Raw genomic sequence first — 17,847 nt, forward strand, 5'->3', positions numbered from 1 at the left:
ATGGCATATGCTCTTTGCGTATAATATTTGACAATCAGCGACTTGTTTGTCAAGACGATAAAAAATACGACGAGTAAAGGTGAACCAGCCGCGACTATACCTATCCAAAGAGGCCCTCCTGGACGGTATATTTCTAAAACCATCGGAATCGTCCATGTAATTATGAGCCACAACATCATGAACCGACTCATAGACACCTTTGTTTGCCTATTCATTACATTACCGCCTCCGATTGGTAAGAAAAACATCACTTCGTTTGAGGAATCATGAGATCAGCACGCCGTCTTTCACATCGAGGATGGCCGAAATCCTGCGCCCAGCGGGATGCACCGGATCCCTGGCAATCTGGACGATCACATCGACTGCCTCCCGGATCAGGTTCGTTTGCGGGGGAACCCCTGCCTCCTGGCAGAGTTGGTCGAGCCGCAACAAGGCCGCTTCGGGGTTGTTGGCATGCAGGGTGGCGATGCCGCCCGGGTGCCCCGTGTTCCAGGCTTTCAGCAGCGCCAGGGCCGCCTTGTCGCGGACCTCGCCCACCAGTATGCGGTCGGGGCGATAACGCAGTGTGAGCTTCAACAGGCGCGTCATGTCGATGTCCGCGTCATCGTCCGTCAGGAACTGGACCACGTTGGGTGCCGTACATTGCAACTCCCGCGTATCCTCGATAATCACGATACGTTGCTCATTACTGGATTCGCGGGAAATGACATCGATCAGGGCATTCGACAGCGTGGTCTTGCCCGACCCCGTCCCTCCACTCACCAGAATGTTTTTGCGTTCGAGAATCGCGAGAATCAGGCTGTCCCGTTGCTCCGGACTCAGGATACCCGCCTCCAGATATTGGTCCAGGGTGTACACCGACCGGGCCGGCAAACGAATGGAGAATGATGCGCCGTCCACCAGGGGCGGAATGGCTCCCGCGAAGCGGCTGCGCAAAAACTCCGTGGGCATCGCCCCTTCGACCACGGGTCTGTCACGGCTCACCGTGGTCTGAAGGAAGTCGGCCATGAGCCCTAACAGGGACTGGACACGGCTCGCATCGATCTCACCCAGGGAAGAGATGCCTGACCCCAGACGCTCGACGAAGACCCGTCCGTCGGGGTTGGCCATGATCTCGACGACGTCAGTGTCATTGAAGAGGCCGGCGATCTCCGGCCCCAGAATGCGCCGCATCTGCTCGATCCGGCGGGCATGGACCTGCTGTTCCTGCTGGTTCACTGATTTTCCTCCGCCGTTTCGATCCGGTTCTGAATCAACTCTCCGATTTTTTTGAGGGCCTGCGGCCGGTCGCCTTCAAAGGCCATGCTGACCTGCTGGATGAATCGCTCATACCGGGCCAGCGCGGATGCCTGGGTGGCCTCCTTTTCCGTCCCTGGTTCCGGCAGGTGAACCAGCATGAGCTTGACGAAGGTGTCGAGCATCGCGGCGACGGTGTCGAGCTCGGCCTGGACGGCTTCGAGGTCGCTTCTGGACGCCAATATGGTTGCAGCAATCCGGCGCTCGAAACCGGCCAGTTCGCTGCCGTCTTCCGCCTCCGCGTCGATCCCGCGCATGGCATACTCGGTGGTCAGTGCCGCCAAAGACATGCGCCGGGATGCGGCTTCGATCCGTACTTTGTCGGCATAAGTCCCGGTGAGTTTGATTTTTACTGTGACGGGTTGCGCCATGGATTTACCCCTTTATTGCTATCATCAGGGTATAGATCAGCGTCTTCGCCGATACGCTATTCGATCTCCGATCCCCGCTGCGGCTTTGTCTGTTCCCTGGCCTGTTTTTTCTGTCGTGCCCGTTCTTTCTCTTTTTGCTTGCGCCGCTCCAGGAGCCGTCTGTGCCACTCCGCCGCAAAACCGGTAGCAGGGTCCAGCATTTCCCCGGGTGGATTCCGTCGCTCATGGGCCAGTTGGTCATCCAGCGCCGCTTCGGGAATCTCTGTCCGTTTCCAGCCCTGGTCCGGGATCTCGATGCCGTAGTCCTTGACGGCAACGCCGCGGTCGAGGCCCGTGAGGGCGACGAGGTGCCGGAGCCCCAGATCCTGACGTCCACGGGCTTTTTCTATCGATCCCGTCTGGTAGACGATGTGCGCCCGGTTATCGACGCCCTCGATGAGCACGAAACTGCGGTCATACTGCTCATCCAGCCCCGTACCCAGCACGCGCCCCACCAGACGGTCGCCCGGCCGGATCTTCGTGACCTGTGGCGGGCAACGGGGCTCCGTCATCAGCGCCCGGGCTTCGGCCAGCATCTTCGTCCGGGTCTGCAATATCTGGAGCTCCTTGAGGGCCTTGTCCCAGCCAGGCTCCAGCCGCCAGAGATTCGGCCCGATCTTGTCGGCCACGCCAATCTCCACCAGCTTTTCCAGCCTGGCGAGTCGGAGCCTGCGGTTCTCACGCTCTTTGTCCTTCAATAAGTGGGGGGGTGACTCATCCACCAGTGAGTAACCTTGGGGTGCGGGTGCCGCCTTGTCGAGAATCCCTCTGTCCAGCGTGGTGAAACGCCGTTGATCCAGTTCCCGCTCCCGCGCCGCCTGGATTTCCCGTTCGCTGCGATAGCCCAGGCTTTCCGTGAGAATCTCCTGGGCTGCGGCACGCATGCCCCGGCGAATCAGATCCGGCTCCAGTTCCAGCTTGCCCTTGCCCCGAATCAGCAGGTGGACATGGGGGTGGCTGGTGTTGTGGTGGTCGATGGCCGCCCACTCATAATCCCGCCCGATCTGCCGCTGGATGCGCTCATTGAACCGGCGCGTCAGATCCCGCAGAGCCTCTGGCCGCAGTGGATCTTCGGGTGCCAGAATGACCTTGAACAGGTGTGGGTCGTTTTCTTCCTGCCAGGAAGACAGACGCTGCGACAGGTTGACGCTATCGGAATCACGGTCAAAGCCCTGGCCTTTCTCTCCGTCCTGCTGCGCGCCCTCGCGACTCAGGTACTTGCCGTGGGCCTGCCACTGATCCGGCCCCTTGCTCCGCACATAGGACACCTTTACCGTGCAGCGGCGCCCCGCATGCTGCAACGCCGGCCCTCGGGACGACGGGGCCTTGTAGAAATTGCTACCGGCATGGGGAAGCAGGCGCTTGATCAGGGAGCGCACAGCCCCAGATCCCTGTTTCCCCCTTACTCGATGCACCTTGTTGTGAACACGGGATGCGACCGGGCGGTTGTGCCCCGGCGGGGATCGGTCGTGAGAAATCTGATCATCCAGCGTTTCCGTGGACGAGAGAAACCGCCCCTTGCGGGTTTGGCTGGGAGGTGCTTTGGGATGCATCAGAACAGCGAAAATACGGGAAGCAGGATGCCTGCGAGAAATATCCCGATCGCTGCCAGTCGCAAGCTCACCTGCGGTACCTCGCCACCGGCTTCCTTGCCCGCTTCCCAGAGGATCGCTCCAGCCAGGGGAAGCAGAACAACTCCAACCGGGGCGCCGAGAACTGCGGCGGCCATCCTGGACAGGATGCCGGCATGGGCGGCCGGAACCCAGAAGGGATACCGGCCAGACCCGACAATATAGCCATATCCCATGCCCAGCCCCGACGCCAGAATGGCCATCGCCCAGCCCAGCAGGACGACCACCGAAGAATGGTGCGTCATTGCATGACGGGTCACCCGGTCTTCGACGGTGGCCAGCAACCGCGCCATATCCGGGTGGGAAATCATGATGTTCGCGGGAGCCTGTGCCGGCGTCTTTTCTGCATCCTCAAGCGGGAATGCTTTTCTCAGTTCATCAGACTCAACAGTCGCCGAGCGGTCCGGCACCGAGGTTATGGGGGACTGCGGATTTTCAGCAAGGTTCCCCTGCGACGGGTTGGCACCCTGCGAGGGGTCATTCGCCTGCAACAGGAGATCCAGGCGATCACGGATCTCCGCGAGCAGGCTTTCGACATGGGCGGAGTCGCCATCCATAACCGGCTGCCGCTCTGCCCCCCTGGGGCTGCGTCCGGTGGTGGACGCCCGCTTTGCATCTGCCGTTTCCCGCTTGCGCGGCGGAGGGGCAGGTTCTGTCATCAGTTTTTGGCCTGACGCCTCTAGTTGCGCGATTTCGTCCAGCTCATCCATGGCCATACCCTGTCATCAAGAACATCAACAGGGTATAGATCAGCGCGCAGAGGGATAACCGGCCTCACTCAGAGCGCAAGTCCTTTGCCCTTGCCCACTTCCTGCTTCTTCTCCGGCGCCCTATACGGGGTACGGTCCTTCGACGGACCCAGCTGATTCCCGCGCTCCGCGATCGCCCGCTCGTAGATGTCCCGGGCCATCGGACTGCCGGGCTCCAGGGCAATCCCATGTTCCAGGGCAACCTTCACCGTCTCTTCCAGAAAGGCTCGATTGCCCTGGAAGCGCACCGGCTCCCCAAACCGGTCCACGGCGGCCTTCAGGCCAATCTCGACCGCCTCCGCGCAGATGCCTTCGAGCAGGCTCACCTTCTTGTGGATCTGGTTGATGTCCACGTTCAGCGCCTTTGCCAGCCGCTCGGGCGAAACGCCACGCTCGACTGCGTACCGAAGTTCGACCCAAAGCGGCGAGCACATCCATACATCTGCCCGGCAGGCAGGCTACTGGACGATTGGCTACGACCATCTCTGCGACGCCCAGCACCCGCCGATCACCGAGGCCGAAGCGGACGCATATCTCGCCCGCGACCTGAGCACTGCGCTGGCCGCCACGCTGCGCTAGCCCCGTGTTGACCACCGAACCCGAAGGGCGGCTGGCGGCCATCGTGGACTTCACATTCAACCTCGGCGGCGGGCGTTTGCAGACCTCGACGCTACGGCGGCGGGTTAACCAGCGGGACTGGAACGCTGCCGCGATGGATCTGCGGCGCTGGGTGTACGGTGGCGGGCGCGTGTTGCCGGGCCTCGTAGTCCGGCGTGAAGCAGAAGTACCCCTGATCCTGCGAGCCACGGCTAGCTGATCGGCGCAAGCTAGGCATAAGAAGCATATTCATGGTTAAATAAGCGTTAAGTGCATTTTGTGGATGACAAGAATCGTGGCTTTCGAGAGCGTTGAAGAACTCATCCGGGCGGCGCGCAATGGGCGCAGCCAGAAGGAATTCGCCGACCTGCTGGAGGTCGATCAGTCGATGGTAAGCAAGTACGAGCGGGGCAAGGCCAGCCCGCCGATCAGCGTCATCAACCGCTGTATGCGTCTGGTGCATACGGCGGAAGGCGAGACAGCCCCGTCGGCGGAACAGCTCGCCGAACGGGTGCGTGTGATCTTGGCAGATCCGGACTTGGGACAGGTGCGCTCGGCGCTATCCCGCTTGGTGGACGCCTTCGCGTCCGAACATGTGCAGACCCGCACGACGGGCGCTGCGCCGCAATGACATAGGAGGCCGTATGGCGACGCAATCGACCATCGAATGGACGGAGCAGACCTGGAATCCGACCACCGGCTGCACCAAGGTTTCGCCGGGTTGCAAGCACTGCTATGCCGAAGTGATGGCGCTGCGGCTGCACGCGATGGGCGCGCCCGGCTACGAAAACGAGTTCAAACTCACCGTGCATGAGAACCGGCTGGAACAGCCGTTGTTGCGCAAGAAGCCGTCCACGTACTTCGTGAACAGCATGAGCGATCTGTTCCACGAGGCCGTGCCGGACAAGTTCCTCGACCGCGTATTCTCGATCATCGAGGCCACGCCGCAGCACACCTACCAAATCCTCACCAAGCGCGCAGAGCGCCTGCCAGAGTATTTCGCGCGGCGGGCCTGCCCACAGAACGTGTGGCTGGGCGTCTCGGTGGAGGACAAGAAGTACGGCGTGCCGCGCATCGACCATCTGCGCAAGGTGGATGCGCACATCCGCTTCCTCTCGGTCGAGCCTTTGCTGGAGGACTTGGACCGCATCAACCTGCGCGACATCCACTGGGTAATCGTCGGCGGCGAGTCAGGTCACAAGGCCCGACCGATGCGCGAGGAGTGGGTGGCAAACGTGCAGGCGCAGGCCGAGGCCGCTGGCGCGGCGTTCTTCTTCAAGCAGTGGGGCGGCTGGGGCGCTGATGGCGTCAAGCGCCACAAGAAGGCGAATGGTCGCATCTTCCGTGGCCGCACATGGGACGACTACCCGGAAGCGGTGGTGCAACCCTAGAAATTGAACGCGCCTTGGCCCTCGACGTTGGAGGCCGTGGCCCAGAACTTGTGCGGCAGTGAATGCTTGGCCGCCATCAGCAACCAGTACAGCGGCTGGTTATTGCTGCCCGTAAGCAAGCGCATGTCGGTGGAAGGCCACACGCCAAGGCCTGCGACCTTGGCGCGCCAGAACTGGAAAATCTGCTGCCGGAGCTCCTGCTGGCCCTGAATAATCGACACATTCTCACGCCATCCGGGCGCGAAGGTGTCGAACGGCGAGTTGTCCGTGGTCGCATAGGTCACGACGTTGCGCTGCAAGTCCATCTGGCTGATGTGAACCAGCATGTCGATGCGCTTGAGCGCTGACAGGGCGACGATGATGTCGAAGTTCAGCGCAGCCAGATCGAAGGGATCGAGAAACGCGAAATGCAGGCCATAGGCGTTTAGCTGGGCGATGACCTGTTTCACCGCATCGACTGCGGCACCGTCGATCTCGACCACCGGTGCGCCCTGATTCCTCAGGCGGGTTGCGGCGGCTTGACGACGCTGGATATCGAGGTCGCCGATGAAGACATGCGAGAACGGTGCGTTGCCTTCCTGGCTCTTCTTCCACGCAGCGACGACACCGCCGTCAATCCATTCGCCGGAGTCCCGCACCTTGCATCGGCCCGGGCCACAGAATAGGTCGATATAGGTCGCGCCCGCCTTGCCGGTGCCAAGATACTTCGCGCGGGTGCTGCGCGAAATGTCGATGTAGCGGCACAGGTAGTCGTGCTTCTCCTTGGCCCAGACGCCCACTTCTTCGGCTGGCAGTCCATCGTCCCCATCGATCAGTTTTCCCATCGCTTACCCCCCTGCTTTTTTGTACGAAGAAGCCGTTCGAATGCGCTTGGTCTTCCTCTCAGAGCCGGAACAGCTTCTTCATTTCATTCTCCGCCGTTACCGGCATATCATTCTTTTCGTACTGCCGAACATTGGCCACGATATTCCTTGCTCGCGTGATTTCGTTGTTCACCCATTGCGAGTACGACGAGATGGTATTCAGGTTTTCGATGATCGTAAGAAAATAGTCCTTCTGGTTTGAGAGGAACCAGAAGCTCAGGCCGCAGACCCATTTCTCCATTTCAAAGGATTGGAACGGAAACCCGGCAGTTACATTCCAGTATTTGAACAGCCGAAGAGAGGGCTTGATCAGCGATCTATGCTCTTTATTCTTAGCTTCGAGCGTGGAGTTGAAGTCATTCGGGTTGGTTGTCATCCAACCGCCGGAGCCATTCGGGATTTGCAGTTCGCCGAGCCATGTCGTCGTTGCAGGCACGAGGTCGAACCTGATGTGGTTCAGTTCGAGCACGATGGTCGGGCTTGACTGCCGGATTCCCGATGAGCCGTAGTACTTCTCGACGAAAGTCTTCAGACGGTTTAAGTACGTCTGCGGCGTGGCATTGTTCTCGCTGAATACGATCAGGTAATCGATATCTGAGTGCTCATCCATCGAGCGCGGCAAAATCGTGCCCCGCGTTGAGGAGCCGAAGCGGAAGTGCTGCTTGATTACACCGCCGGCGAAATGCAGCCCGATCCGGGTTTGCAGCGTCGAAATCGAGGTTGTGATTGACGACTGCTCGGTCGAAGAAAGCACTGCGTTGCTGGCAGTATCCGTGAGAAAACTCAATACCGACATCCCGTCACTCCTCCCTGTCCACCTTGTGCGTTGATTCGCCTTCCTTGACACCCCTGCGCGCGGCGACGAACGCCCTACGAGGAATGCTTGGATTTTTCTGGTTCAACTCGTTACGCGCGGTCGCCAGAGCCTTCAACTTCTCGGGCATCTCGTCCAGCCGACCCACCTGCAGCAGTTCGATCTCTCGGAAGAAGCGCGCTTCATTTCTGAGGGCCAGGAATTGCCCTGCGGCAGCCCTATGCATTGCCGCACGCTCATTGGGCTTGAGAAACGTCATCAACCCCGTCAGCAACGATGCCAGCAATGCGAATGCGCTCGCTAATTCCGGCTGGCTCTTGATCAGCGTGGCCCCAGCGATCGCCGCGAGAGCCGTCGCGGGAATCCCCAGCCAGTAGTTACGCCTCACCCAAGTATCTTCAGCGTTGAAGTGCCCTTTGCTGGAGTAAGTCGCGTCCTCCTCAAGGCGCTCTGCTTCGCGGCGTAATGCGGCAATCCTGCTCTGATCGGTTTCGGATGATTCGCTCATGGTGTGTTGCGCCTCCCTCGCATCGGCTTATTGCGCCTGCCGAATCGCCCGACGCAGCGATGCAGAGTCTTCCCAGACATTGGACTGGCCGCCCATGTATCTGGAAACCTTGATGTGGTTGTGGCCTTCGAGCAGGTTCAGCACGAAGTCAACGAAGGCGCGGGGCTTGTCGACGCGCGTTGCCAGCCCCTCGTTCTGGCAGACGTTTCCCGTCACTGCGGCCACCATTGACCGTTCTGAAAGACAAACGCGATCCTTCCGTCATTTCTCGTTGTCAGAACGTGTCTCGTCTCTCCCCTGAATGGCCCGCCCCGAGCTTTACTGCGATAGTAAGGAACCGTTCTCTGGGTGTCGTACATGTACCCTTTGTCTGAAATGACAACGTAGAACGGCTTGCATCCGTAGTTATCGAAAACATCGGTGCAAATTCCATTCTCGCGGCCATGGTGCGAAGCAATCAGGACGTGCGTTTCGGATACGACTTTCTGGAAGCCAGGCTGACGGAGCAGTGCTTTCCACCCTGACGATTCAAGATCGCCCGGAAACAGGAAATTGATGCCTGCGATCCAGAGGTGCACAACCATGCTCAGGTTGTTTTCATCATCAAACTCGGGGTAGTCGTTGTAAAAGGCCTGCCGCTCGACTCCCAAGAATGTCGATGGGGTTGCCTCTGTCCCGCCGCTGTAGCTTGAAGTCATACCAACCAAGGTTTCAATGCCGCGACCCAAGCCGTCCTCGGATTTGAGCTGGCGGATGGTATCTGGCGTTACTGACCGATTTCGCCACAGCCATTCGACATCCACGTTCTCCAGCAAGTCCGGCAAACCGCTGACATGATCCTCGTCGTAGTTCGTGATCGCCAGCATCTCAAGGCGTGATATGCCTTGATCACGCAGGTAGCGCCCCGGCCTCCATCCGGTATCCCCATTGTGCCCGCAGTCAATCATCAGGCGAGTACCATTATCGCAGGTTAGCAACGCGCAGGCACCGTGCTCGACATCGAATATCTTCAGCTCCATGTCGCTCCCTCATTGAACTTACCGAAGCCCCTTGAAGCCCGGCCGATACAGATTGCGAAGCGTGTCGGCATTCATCGAAAGCCAGTGGCTCTTTCGTGTCACGAAATCGAGCTCTCTCGAAACCTTCGTCGAATTGGCGATCAGATTTGTCGCTCGGAACTTCTGCGAGTGCGGCGGAAGCGATCGGATAAGCACGTCACCGGTCTTCGTCGTCATGATCGGAATGCGCAGATCAAAGAGTCTCTGGCAAACCTCCGGCTTGGGATGTTCGAACTGATTGTCAAACTGGCTCCCGCAGACAGCTATCTTCGGCTGGACGGCTTCGAAGAACGTTTTTGAATTGGTCGGGCAGTCAGCTCCGTGATGCGCAAGCAGCAGAACATCGACCTCGCGCTTGAAAATCTTGCAGCGACGAAGGTACGCGCCGATGTTGGCGTCTTCGACATCGCCCAGGCTGGCGACGTTGAAGCAGCCCTGCCGAAACAACTTGACGGTCGAATTGTTGTTTGACTCACCATCCAGCAAGACGCGCGGGTGGTACACGATGTCTCGGTACGCCAGATCTTCGGCACTCTTCAGGCCCTTGATGTACTCAGGGTTGACGGCAATGCACTTGACAGTGTGCCCCTTGTTCGCATTCGTCGTCCGGTAATGCTGAATAAGCTTCAGGCAGTCCTTCGCAGTGTCGCTGTGCGGCGGATATCCCGGATACTCAATCGTCGCCGGCTTATAGCGCGAGAGTATTTCTTCGAGGTCAGCCAGTGCGCAATGGTCTTGATCCCAGCCGGTGATATGAAGAACGTCAACGGTGCTTTTTCCGCACTCCGCAAGTTCCCAGTCCAAATTGGGGCGGCTCAGGTCGGTCAACCTTGCTTCAAGCAAGGTGAAGGTGCCATCAGCGAAAAGAGAAAAGGAAGCGCCGGCCGTGCCAATCTGATAAGCGCGGAATCTCGTGATGATGGAGCGGGCCGTCATTTCTTCTTTCCTCCATCATCGCTCGACTCCAGCGCCAAGACGTTTTGAACAAGTCGTATGCCGGTATTTCGAGCGGATATGGCGAGCCAAAGGAATTGCACCACCAGTCCGCCTACAACCACTGCTTGCAGGCCAGCTGGCACCCCCGACAACGCGGATGCTATCCAAGCAATCACGAGGATCAGAAGCGTCAGACTGGATGAATCTCGAAAGAGAAGGAATCGCTTGTGCGAGTCGCTGACGATGACATTTGACTGGTGCTTCTGGAACAGTTTGTACCAGCAACTATTCTGGTCCCTTGGATTTTGCGGGAACTCATCAACTCTTTTCTTCAGCGACGCAATATCGATACGGGAGTCGGCTTCTGCGTGCTCGCTAAACGCGCGATGACCAGGCAGCGCATCTTTGATGCGCCAGAAGACGATTGATGCCTTGGCGTTAGATGGCAGCAGGTCATTCAGGAAGACCGCGACCAGCGGGCCGGCGGCGGCAAAGACCAGCCCTCGAACGAACGCCGATTGCGCAAGCTCTGAAAGCGACGCTTGGGTGAACGCGAAACCCGTCAACACCAAAACAATTACGACAATATCGGCGCTTACCAACAGCCAAATCGCCTTGCCGTTCTCAGATTTCAGCGACGGAGAGCCCGCAGTCTTCTTTGCCATCTATCCCTCCCGGTTCCCACTTCAGTCCCCGGTCTCGAATTCCGCGCTCTTGAACTTCAACACGTTGCAGTTCTCCTTCACCGCGCGCTGAAGGCCATCATCGAACCCGCTCGGGGATTCGGCCTGAATCTCGACGGCGATCCTCACCTTCACGCCGGGACGCAGGGTGAACTGCTGCACGACCTCGTCCACCAGATCGGCGAACTGCCGCTTGGCCTGAATCGGATCGAGGTCGATGCTGCCGTAGAACTGCTTCTTGGCGCTCTGACCGGCGGTCGCGCCACCGGCCTGGTAGCCACCCTTGGCCGAGTCTTCAACACGAAGCGGTTCGCCTCCACCGACAGGCACGCTTGTGGTTGCACCAGCACCTGCGCCGACCGCCTGCGCGCGAGATGCCTCTTCGGCAGCGCGCAGCGCTTCCATGTACGCGGCAGCAGTGAGTGGCTCGACCAGCAGCAGCGACGAGTCCATGATCAGCGACGTGCGCTTGCCGTAGCTGAACCCGATGTAGCGACCGTCTTCCTTGCCCTGCGCGAAGCCGAAGAAATCACGGCTCTCGGCGCCCGCGGCCATCGTCCTTTGAAACACCGTGTCGTCCTTCAGGCGCGGCAGGTAGAGCTGCTGGCAGCTCTGCTGCCAGACGTTGAGGGCACTGGCGTCCTTGGCATCCTCCTTCCAGAACCAGTCCTTCAGCACCTTGGCCAGATGGATCGGCGCCCATTCGCTGATGAGCAGCTCGTTCTCCTTGAGCACGCGCTCGATTTCCTGCGACCAGTTCTGCGCACCTGGGTTGAGCGGAAAGTGCTCCCACACCATGTCGGACAGCCCTTTGCCGGGACGGGCTTCCTGCACCGGCGCGAGCAGCCATTTGTAGGTTTCGCGGATCATGCGCCGCACCGTTTCCTCGGCCTGATCCATGCTGGCCTGCGCCTGTTTGGCCATCAGGTTGTCGAGGACGATGCGGTTGTCCTTGTAGTCGCCGACGATGCTGCGCCACGCGAGGTGCGAGCGAACGTGATCCTTCAGGCGGCTCACGCTGTCATAGTCCGCCGCCACGAAGATCAGGCGGTTCTGCTTGAAGCGGGGCTGGTCGCCGCGTTTCTTGAGAATCTCGGTCGCGCGCTCGATGGCCAGGCTCTGGCCGCTCTTGCTGAAAGCCGCGTCGGGCGGCAGCACCACCAGCCGCAACGCCCAGTCGTCGGGCACGTCGCCGCTGCCGGTGAAGATGTGGATGCCGCCGAACACCCCGCTGGCAAGCCTGCGCTGCACGCCCTCGCGGATGGCGGGAAACACGTCCTCCCTGTCCTGGAAGCGGCGCTTGCGTTCTTCCATCTCGCGCCGTAGGTTCGGGCGCGTGTCCAGCCAGAAGCGATTGTTGGCGTGGTTGAGGTAATGCAGCCGGTCGCCCAAGCGCCGCAGTGCATCCTTGAACAGGTTGGGCTGTTGGCCGGGCTGGGCCACGCCCAGGATCACGCGCTCCAGTTCTAGACCACGCACGCCTTGGTTGGCCGTGCTGGGCGCGCTTCCCAAAAAGATGGCGCGCGCGGCGCGGCGGCAGGCCTGCACGCTGCCGAAGCGGGTATCCTTGTTCTCGATCTCCCAGGTCTCCGAACGCTCGCCGTCCACGTCGCGCTCGATCACCGGCGTCCAGCCCTGCGGCAGGTAGTACAGCACCTCGTTCAGCGTGTCGGCATCCATCAGTGGCAAGCTACCGGGCATGATCAGCGGATCGTTGTTGCCGTCCTTCCACAGGCGGTGGATCACCTTCGCCATCAGTTTCAGCACGCCGCGGGTGCGTTGAAAGTTGTCCAGCGTTGACCAGTCCTCGTACAGGCGGTCGAACACCTCGGGGTGGACCGGGTAGGCGTGGATCAGCCGCTCCAGGTACTTGCTGTCCTGCGTCTCCTGCGGGAAGTCGTCGCGGTTGTCGATGTAGTAATCGGCGAAAGCCCGGCAGACCGACTCCATCGCCAGCTTGTCGTTGATGTTGGAAAAGAGCCGCCGACGCACAATCTCGAACGCCTCTTCGGTAGCGACCGGTTTCCACAGCGCCTGCACGCGCCCGAAACAATGCGCGAGCGCCTCCAACGCCCTCACGCCGCGCTGGCTTCCGGCTTCTTTGTCCGACTCGGGCAGCGAGGCCAGCAGCACCGCGGTCGGCACGGCCTTCAACGCCTCGGTCAGCGCGTGCGCAAACGACAGGTTGGAATCGAAAGTTCCACCCGCGAGGGATTTGCCATCCTCGAACTGGCGTACATAGGCCACCAGCTCGTCGATGAGAATGACGCAGGGTGCGTAGCGGCCCAGCAGATCAGCCAGCACCTCCTTGCCCGGCGACGTGCCCGAAGCATCGGCTTCCGCTACGAGGTTGAAGCCATCAGCCCCGCCCAACTGCCAGGCCAGGTCGCCCCACAGCGTGCGGATGCTCTGCCCTTCCCTCACCACCGGCTGGTTGGGCGAGGACTTGATGCCGTCGAGCACCGCGATGCGCGCCTTGGGCAGTTCGGTCACGCCGGCCGCATCGAGGATGGCGGGCACGCCCTGCAAGTCACTGGCCGGTGCTTCGCCCTTGGCGAGGTGATAGACAGCCAGCATGGTGTGCGTCTTGCCGCCGCCGAAGGCCGTCTGCAACTGGATGACCGGATCGCCACCCTTGCCGGCCAGGCGCTTGACCACAGAGTCCAGCAACAGCCGCATGCCTTCGGTGATGAAGGTGCGCTGGAAGAACAGCGCCGGGTTCTGGTATTCCGCGTTGGCCGTGCCCGCATGCACGCGAGACAGGTCGGCGGCGAATTCGGCCTGCTGGAACTTGCCTTCCCGCACGTCGGAGTGCGGTTCCGCGATTTCGCGCCAGGGTTTGAGAATCATGCTTCTTGCTCCTTGCGAGCGGCAAAGATGGTCAACATCAGCTCGCTGTCATCGTTCAGTCGGTATTCGGGGCGCTTGCCGGATAGCTGTTCGCTGCGGCTTAAGATGATGGACACCCCTTCGCCACGCTTGTCCATGATGTGGCTGCGATAGCTGGCAAGCTCGACATCGCCGATGGGGCAGCGCGCCAGGAGGCTGGTCAGTGCTTCATTGCGCGCCGCCTGTCGGTAAGGCAGGCTTTCCGGCGTCATCGTGTTGGGCAGCATTCCTGGCGAGAACAGCTCCAGCCGGTCATCGAACAGGCGCAGCCGCACCTTGGTGCCCGCCATCGAATAGTCTCGATGGGCCACGGCGTTGGTCACAGCTTCGAACACGGCCGTCATGTCGAATGGCGGCACATCCACCCGACCGCCCCCCGTGCGTTTGTAGGCTGCCATCAGCATGTTCTTGCGCACAAAGGCACAGGCGGTGTGTATCTGCTCATCGAGCGGTCCCGTGATGTCTTGTGCGTCCCGTTGGTACACCCCCTCGCCCGTGGGCGCCACGTCCGTGCCCACGTAGGCCACGGCCTGCACGATGGCGCCGGGAAGGTGACGCTCCGGTTGGCGGCAGGCCATCAGCAGGCCAGCTACTGTCGGCCGCCAGACGCCCTGCTCGTCCTGCGCCGCCATCGCCAGCTTGGACAGCAGAACTTCCGGCGCGTCGGCGCTTGGCTTGGGGACGAAGCGCCGCCACAACGCCTCATCCAGATCGGTGAGGGTCGCACGCGGCACCGGTGTTTCGTCGAAGCGGATCAAGCGCGACTGGCTGCGTTGCTGAAACAAGCGCGCCAGGTGATCCGGCGGAATCGGGCGCTTCGACGACCCCACCCGATGCAAATATCCGCCCGGGCTTTGGTGCACGAACAAGCTGCGAGGCACCTCAACTCGTATCACGGGCTGCTCTGCACCGCTCAGATCGGGCAGTGTGATGCGTTCGATGATGGGCGCCAAGGGTGGCTTCACCGAGTCCTCGCAGGCCTGCCGCACCAATGTCTCCACAGCATCCAGCCGCTCGACAGGAATCCCCAGCACCTCCCGCGATTTGTCTTCGACGCCGAGCAGGATCACGCCGCCTGCGCTGTTGGCAAAGGCAGCCAGTTCGTCGGCCAAATCTTCCTGCGTCGGCCCACGGACTTTGCCGCCAGCGAACCTCACCTGCTTCAGCTCGAGGAAGCTGTCTTCGCCCAGTCGAATCTTCTCGATCAACTCCGCACGGGTCGCCAGCATGTCAAACCTCCCTGCCCAAACGCTTCCAGCGGCGGGCAAACGCTTCCCGGCCGCCTTCCATCACCCGGCAGACCTCCTCGCGCACGGCCTTGTCCTGCAAGGCGCCGCTCTGCTGAACGAAGCACTGGCCGCGGCCGAACTCCATCACATGCACCAGTTCGGCATCACCATTGACCACTACGTTGGGGTTGTGAGTGACGACGATAAGCTGACGTCGCTGCTTGTTCTCGCGAATCTGGCGCACGATGAGGTCGTAGATTAGGTGATTGTCGAGGTCATCCTCCGGCTGATCGAGGACAATCGGCTCTTCACCAAAGGCCAACAAAAAGGCAAGCAGTGCCGCCGAGCGCTGCCCCTGGGAGCCTTCGCTGATGGCGTACCAGCGGTTGTCCCGCTGGTATTCGATGCGCAGATCATCCTCCGGAAACCAGGCAAGAACATGATCGACAAATTCCGGCTTCTGCAGCTTGCGCTCCAGATAGTTGCGGAAATGCCCGCCCAGCGATGCGGGGCGGTTCAACAAGGCGCCCTTCGTGCTCTCCAACACCTGAAGCTTGTTGGCGTCTTCCGCGCTGGCCAGATCGAAGGCCAAACCGTTCCTGGACTCGCCGTCTTCCACGCTGAGGATGTCATCCGGAAAACGGTCATCGGTCACATCGATCAGTTCGCGCAGGCTGCGCTCGATCACCATCGGATCGAACCCGAAAGGCGCCACATTGATGCGGACGTGGGGGTTGTGCGCCAGCTTGTCTTGCAGGAAAACTTGTCTCTTGTGGGTGATGGCCTGCCGGCGCTCCAGCAGCAAGGCCTGCTGGTCATCGATCCGGCGCTCCAAATCCGTGCGGTCGGATTGCGCCTGACGCAAGGTTTTCAGTTGCGCATCGAGTTGCTGGCGCTCCTGAGTGAGTTTGGCAAATGCCTGTGGATCAGCGACACCTTGCGCGGCAAGCTGCGCCTGCAATCTCTCGTGTTGCTCACGGGCGGCATCGGCCCGGGCGCGCCAGGCAGTCAGACGCGCATCCTCAGCCAGATTTTTAATGCCCTTGTCCAGCGCGTCTGCCTCTTGCTCCAGGCGTTGGCGAGCCTGAGCGATCAAACGGTCCGCCTCGGACCGCCAGGCCAGTAAGTCACCATCGGCATCGGTGAAGTGCTGCGGCAGCCAGTCGTCGAGCAGCAGCCGCGCGGCCGCCTCGCGCAAGGAGTCCACTCCTTCTTTCAGTTGCGTCAGGGTTTCATCCACCGCCCGCCGCTGGTGCTGGGCGCGGGCGAAGGCTTGCAACACGGCGGAATGGTCGGTTTGTGAGAACGCCTTGAGCTTTGCCTCCACCTCCTGCAAGCGTCTTTCCACCTCCGGCTGTGTAGCCAGCTTGCCGTCCAGCTCGCGCAGCCGTGCGCGCTGGGCGAAATAGGTGCGACGGGCTTCCTCGAACGCCTGCTGGAGCGGCCCCACGCCTGCCGCCTCGTCGATGATGGAAAGCAATGCCTGGCGCCCGTTTCCTGCCATGGCAGCAATCTGACCTTGGGAGAAGATCCGGATGGGGAATCGGTTGGGATTGACGCTCTGGCTGGCGGACGGCTGCCACTGACCATCACGCCATTCGTCGACGTCAACGGCTTTTCCTTCCCGCCAGCGAAGACGCAACCGCGTTGCCTCGTGCTGCCATTCGACACAGAGGACCGTCTCGGGTTTCAGTGCGCCTTTGGCGATCGTCCGAAAGGCTTCGAAACGCTCGCGAGGCTCGCTGTCTTTTGGCAGCGCTTGAATCTCGGCCTCGCGCCCGGTGGCAAGTCGTAACGCATGCACCAGCGTGGATTTTCCCGTGCCACGCCCGCCGACGATGGCGTTGAAATAGGGTGAGAGCCTCAAACGGGCCGCCTGACCATTGCCCATCACCCGCGCATTGTCCACCTCGATGGCGGTGATGACATGCGCGGGAGTCCGGAACGGGTCGAAAGCGCCTTCGTCGCTGCGCCGGATCGACACGCCATTGCCGTCCAGCAGCGCCAGCCGCAAACCTTCCAGCGTGGGCTGAGCCATCTTGACCCAGGTGTAGCGACTGCCCGGGGCGTTTGCGCTCCGAAAATTGTGGCAATCGCTGCCCAGCACGCGCGCCAGTGGCTGGGCGAGCTTTTCCACCGCCTCGGGGTACGGGTTGTTCAGATCGCACCACTCGACCGCGAGCAATCCTTCCACCTCCAGGGCTTGCTTGACGGTGTTGGCAGAAAGCGCGCATTGGCGCGAGCCTGGATTGACGCGCAGCAGCCCCTTGTCAGCATCAGCATGGGCCGGAATGGGAATGGCGTTGGCGGCAATGATTGCCTCGATGACCTTTTCCACACTCAGACCCGTTTCAGCATCGCTGTTTCCCTTGGTACCTCGATACTCGACTTTGCCAAGCAGGCTGTCGATATCGCCGGTGCTTGCCGCCGGATCAAAAATGGCCAATACATGCACGCCGCCATTGGCAGAAATCTCCACGCCCGGAAAGATCGTCAGCGGGCGGAAACCCCCTGGCGGGCTGCCGGCGTCGGACTGGGCCTTCATCGACGCATAGGCGTTTTTGAGCTTGTCGATCCACTCGCCGCTGTTGTGGTCCGTCACGGCCACGCAGTCGTTCTCGGCAGCCATGTATTTGAGCAGCCATTTCTCGGGAGTGATTTCATCGGGCGTGCCCAAGGCTTTCTGCCACGCATCGGTGTCCCTCGACGCCGGCGTATGGGTATGAAAATCGAACTTCCACCAACGGGAACCAGGGTAAAGCCATTGCGTGCTTGTCATGCGTTCCTCCCCAA

The 17,847-nt window shown here is 60.7% G+C and carries 19 protein-coding genes; 4 read left to right on the forward strand and 15 right to left on the reverse strand.

Features of this window, described 5'->3' with window-relative positions; translation table 11 throughout:
• Positions 1–264 precede the first annotated feature (264 nt).
• From trbB to ACJU26_RS03985, 5 genes are all read right to left on the reverse strand, one after another.
• Entirely contained in the window at positions 265–1,218 is a 954-nt protein-coding gene (gene trbB, locus ACJU26_RS03965; protein ID WP_414041243.1) for a P-type conjugative transfer ATPase TrbB, read from the reverse strand.
• Positions 1,215–1,667, reverse strand: a complete 453-nt coding sequence (locus ACJU26_RS03970; RefSeq protein WP_414041244.1) for a hypothetical protein — start codon at positions 1,665–1,667, stop codon at positions 1,215–1,217. The genes trbB and ACJU26_RS03970 overlap by 4 nt, the downstream gene beginning before the upstream one ends.
• Positions 1,668–1,723: 56 nt before the next feature.
• Positions 1,724–3,085: a DUF3363 domain-containing protein gene (locus tag ACJU26_RS03975; protein WP_414041245.1), complete on the reverse strand. Its 1,362-nt coding sequence runs from the start codon at positions 3,083–3,085 to the stop codon at positions 1,724–1,726.
• A gap of 173 nt (positions 3,086–3,258) precedes the next feature.
• Entirely contained in the window at positions 3,259–4,047 is a 789-nt protein-coding gene (locus ACJU26_RS03980) for a hypothetical protein (RefSeq protein ID WP_414041246.1), read from the reverse strand.
• 68 nt (positions 4,048–4,115) lie between these two features.
• Positions 4,116–4,439 (reverse strand): hypothetical protein, encoded by a 324-nt coding sequence (locus ACJU26_RS03985; protein ID WP_414041247.1) that lies wholly within the window; start codon positions 4,437–4,439, stop codon positions 4,116–4,118.
• On the opposite strand from ACJU26_RS03985, the gene ACJU26_RS03990 reads away from it, so the two are divergent.
• From ACJU26_RS03990 to ACJU26_RS04005, 4 genes are all read left to right on the forward strand, one after another.
• Positions 4,432–4,665, forward strand: coding sequence for a glycoside hydrolase family protein (locus ACJU26_RS03990; protein WP_414041248.1), 234 nt, complete (start codon positions 4,432–4,434; stop codon positions 4,663–4,665). The two genes, ACJU26_RS03985 and ACJU26_RS03990, sit on opposite strands and share 8 nt — an antisense overlap.
• A gap of 43 nt (positions 4,666–4,708) precedes the next feature.
• Positions 4,709–4,903: a glycoside hydrolase family protein gene (locus tag ACJU26_RS03995; RefSeq protein ID WP_414041926.1), complete on the forward strand. Its 195-nt coding sequence runs from the start codon at positions 4,709–4,711 to the stop codon at positions 4,901–4,903.
• 75 nt (positions 4,904–4,978) lie between these two features.
• Positions 4,979–5,314, forward strand: coding sequence for a helix-turn-helix domain-containing protein (locus tag ACJU26_RS04000; RefSeq protein ID WP_414041249.1), 336 nt, complete (start codon positions 4,979–4,981; stop codon positions 5,312–5,314).
• Positions 5,315–5,327: 13 nt separating this feature from the next.
• Positions 5,328–6,074 carry a DUF5131 family protein gene (locus tag ACJU26_RS04005; RefSeq protein ID WP_414041250.1) on the forward strand — a complete coding sequence of 249 codons (747 nt, stop codon included), beginning with the start codon at positions 5,328–5,330 and terminating at the stop codon, positions 6,072–6,074.
• On the opposite strand, the gene ACJU26_RS04010 is transcribed toward ACJU26_RS04005, so the two are convergent.
• The 10 genes from ACJU26_RS04010 to ACJU26_RS04055 are packed head-to-tail and all read right to left on the reverse strand — an operon-like array spanning position 6,071 to position 17,833.
• Entirely contained in the window at positions 6,071–6,898 is an 828-nt protein-coding gene (locus tag ACJU26_RS04010; RefSeq protein ID WP_414041251.1) for a three-Cys-motif partner protein TcmP, read from the reverse strand. The genes ACJU26_RS04005 and ACJU26_RS04010 overlap by 4 nt on opposite strands.
• Positions 6,899–6,956: 58 nt before the next feature.
• On the reverse strand, positions 6,957–7,733 hold the full coding sequence (locus tag ACJU26_RS04015; protein WP_414041252.1) for an SMODS domain-containing nucleotidyltransferase: 777 nt from the start codon (positions 7,731–7,733) through the stop codon (positions 6,957–6,959).
• Positions 7,734–7,737: 4 nt separating this feature from the next.
• On the reverse strand, positions 7,738–8,259 hold the full coding sequence (locus tag ACJU26_RS04020) for an SLATT domain-containing protein (protein WP_414041253.1): 522 nt from the start codon (positions 8,257–8,259) through the stop codon (positions 7,738–7,740).
• Between the two features lie 27 nt (positions 8,260–8,286).
• Positions 8,287–8,475 carry a hypothetical protein gene (locus tag ACJU26_RS04025; protein ID WP_414041254.1) on the reverse strand — a complete coding sequence of 63 codons (189 nt, stop codon included), beginning with the start codon at positions 8,473–8,475 and terminating at the stop codon, positions 8,287–8,289.
• Complete coding sequence (locus ACJU26_RS04030) at positions 8,472–9,278, reverse strand: ComEC/Rec2 family competence protein (protein ID WP_414041255.1); 807 nt, start codon at positions 9,276–9,278, stop codon at positions 8,472–8,474. Before ACJU26_RS04030 ends, ACJU26_RS04025 begins: the two co-directional genes overlap by 4 nt.
• Before the next feature lie 18 nt (positions 9,279–9,296).
• Entirely contained in the window at positions 9,297–10,253 is a 957-nt protein-coding gene (locus tag ACJU26_RS04035) for a hypothetical protein (protein WP_414041256.1), read from the reverse strand.
• The gene (locus tag ACJU26_RS04040) at positions 10,250–10,918 is read right to left on the reverse strand and encodes a hypothetical protein (RefSeq protein WP_414041257.1); all 669 of its coding nucleotides are present in this window, start codon (positions 10,916–10,918) and stop codon (positions 10,250–10,252) included. Before ACJU26_RS04040 ends, ACJU26_RS04035 begins: the two co-directional genes overlap by 4 nt.
• Positions 10,919–10,939: 21 nt before the next feature.
• Positions 10,940–13,786: an ATP-binding protein gene (locus ACJU26_RS04045; RefSeq protein WP_414041258.1), complete on the reverse strand. Its 2,847-nt coding sequence runs from the start codon at positions 13,784–13,786 to the stop codon at positions 10,940–10,942.
• Positions 13,783–15,054 (reverse strand): ATP-binding protein, encoded by a 1,272-nt coding sequence (locus tag ACJU26_RS04050; protein ID WP_414041259.1) that lies wholly within the window; start codon positions 15,052–15,054, stop codon positions 13,783–13,785. Before ACJU26_RS04050 ends, ACJU26_RS04045 begins: the two co-directional genes overlap by 4 nt.
• Before the next feature lies 1 nt (position 15,055).
• The gene (locus ACJU26_RS04055; protein ID WP_414041260.1) at positions 15,056–17,833 is read right to left on the reverse strand and encodes a TrlF family AAA-like ATPase; all 2,778 of its coding nucleotides are present in this window, start codon (positions 17,831–17,833) and stop codon (positions 15,056–15,058) included.
• Positions 17,834–17,847: the final 14 nt, after the last annotated feature.

Origin of the sequence: Acidithiobacillus sp. M4-SHS-6 (assembly GCF_047421495.1) — a bacterium.
Taxonomy (GTDB): domain Bacteria; phylum Pseudomonadota; class Gammaproteobacteria; order Acidithiobacillales; family Acidithiobacillaceae; genus Acidithiobacillus.

Excerpts from the sequence above, each read along its gene's own strand:
- ACJU26_RS03970 (WP_414041244.1), bottom strand. The coding sequence starts at position 1,667 with ATGGCGCAACCCGTCACAGTAAAAATCAAACTCACCGGGACTTATGCC.
- ACJU26_RS04030 (WP_414041255.1), bottom strand. The coding sequence starts at position 9,278 with ATGGAGCTGAAGATATTCGATGTCGAGCACGGTGCCTGCGCGTTGCTA.
- ACJU26_RS04055 (WP_414041260.1), bottom strand. The coding sequence starts at position 17,833 with ATGACAAGCACGCAATGGCTTTACCCTGGTTCCCGTTGGTGGAAGTTC.
- ACJU26_RS04005 (WP_414041250.1), top strand. The coding sequence starts at position 5,328 with ATGGCGACGCAATCGACCATCGAATGGACGGAGCAGACCTGGAATCCG.
- ACJU26_RS04020 (WP_414041253.1), bottom strand. The coding sequence starts at position 8,259 with ATGAGCGAATCATCCGAAACCGATCAGAGCAGGATTGCCGCATTACGC.
- ACJU26_RS04050 (WP_414041259.1), bottom strand. The coding sequence starts at position 15,054 with ATGCTGGCGACCCGTGCGGAGTTGATCGAGAAGATTCGACTGGGCGAA.
- ACJU26_RS03980 (WP_414041246.1), bottom strand. The coding sequence starts at position 4,047 with ATGGATGAGCTGGACGAAATCGCGCAACTAGAGGCGTCAGGCCAAAAA.
- ACJU26_RS04010 (WP_414041251.1), bottom strand. The coding sequence starts at position 6,898 with ATGGGAAAACTGATCGATGGGGACGATGGACTGCCAGCCGAAGAAGTG.
- ACJU26_RS03990 (WP_414041248.1), top strand. The coding sequence starts at position 4,432 with ATGTCCACGTTCAGCGCCTTTGCCAGCCGCTCGGGCGAAACGCCACGC.
- ACJU26_RS04015 (WP_414041252.1), bottom strand. The coding sequence starts at position 7,733 with ATGTCGGTATTGAGTTTTCTCACGGATACTGCCAGCAACGCAGTGCTT.
- ACJU26_RS04040 (WP_414041257.1), bottom strand. The coding sequence starts at position 10,918 with ATGGCAAAGAAGACTGCGGGCTCTCCGTCGCTGAAATCTGAGAACGGC.
- ACJU26_RS04035 (WP_414041256.1), bottom strand. The coding sequence starts at position 10,253 with ATGACGGCCCGCTCCATCATCACGAGATTCCGCGCTTATCAGATTGGC.
- ACJU26_RS04045 (WP_414041258.1), bottom strand. The coding sequence starts at position 13,786 with ATGATTCTCAAACCCTGGCGCGAAATCGCGGAACCGCACTCCGACGTG.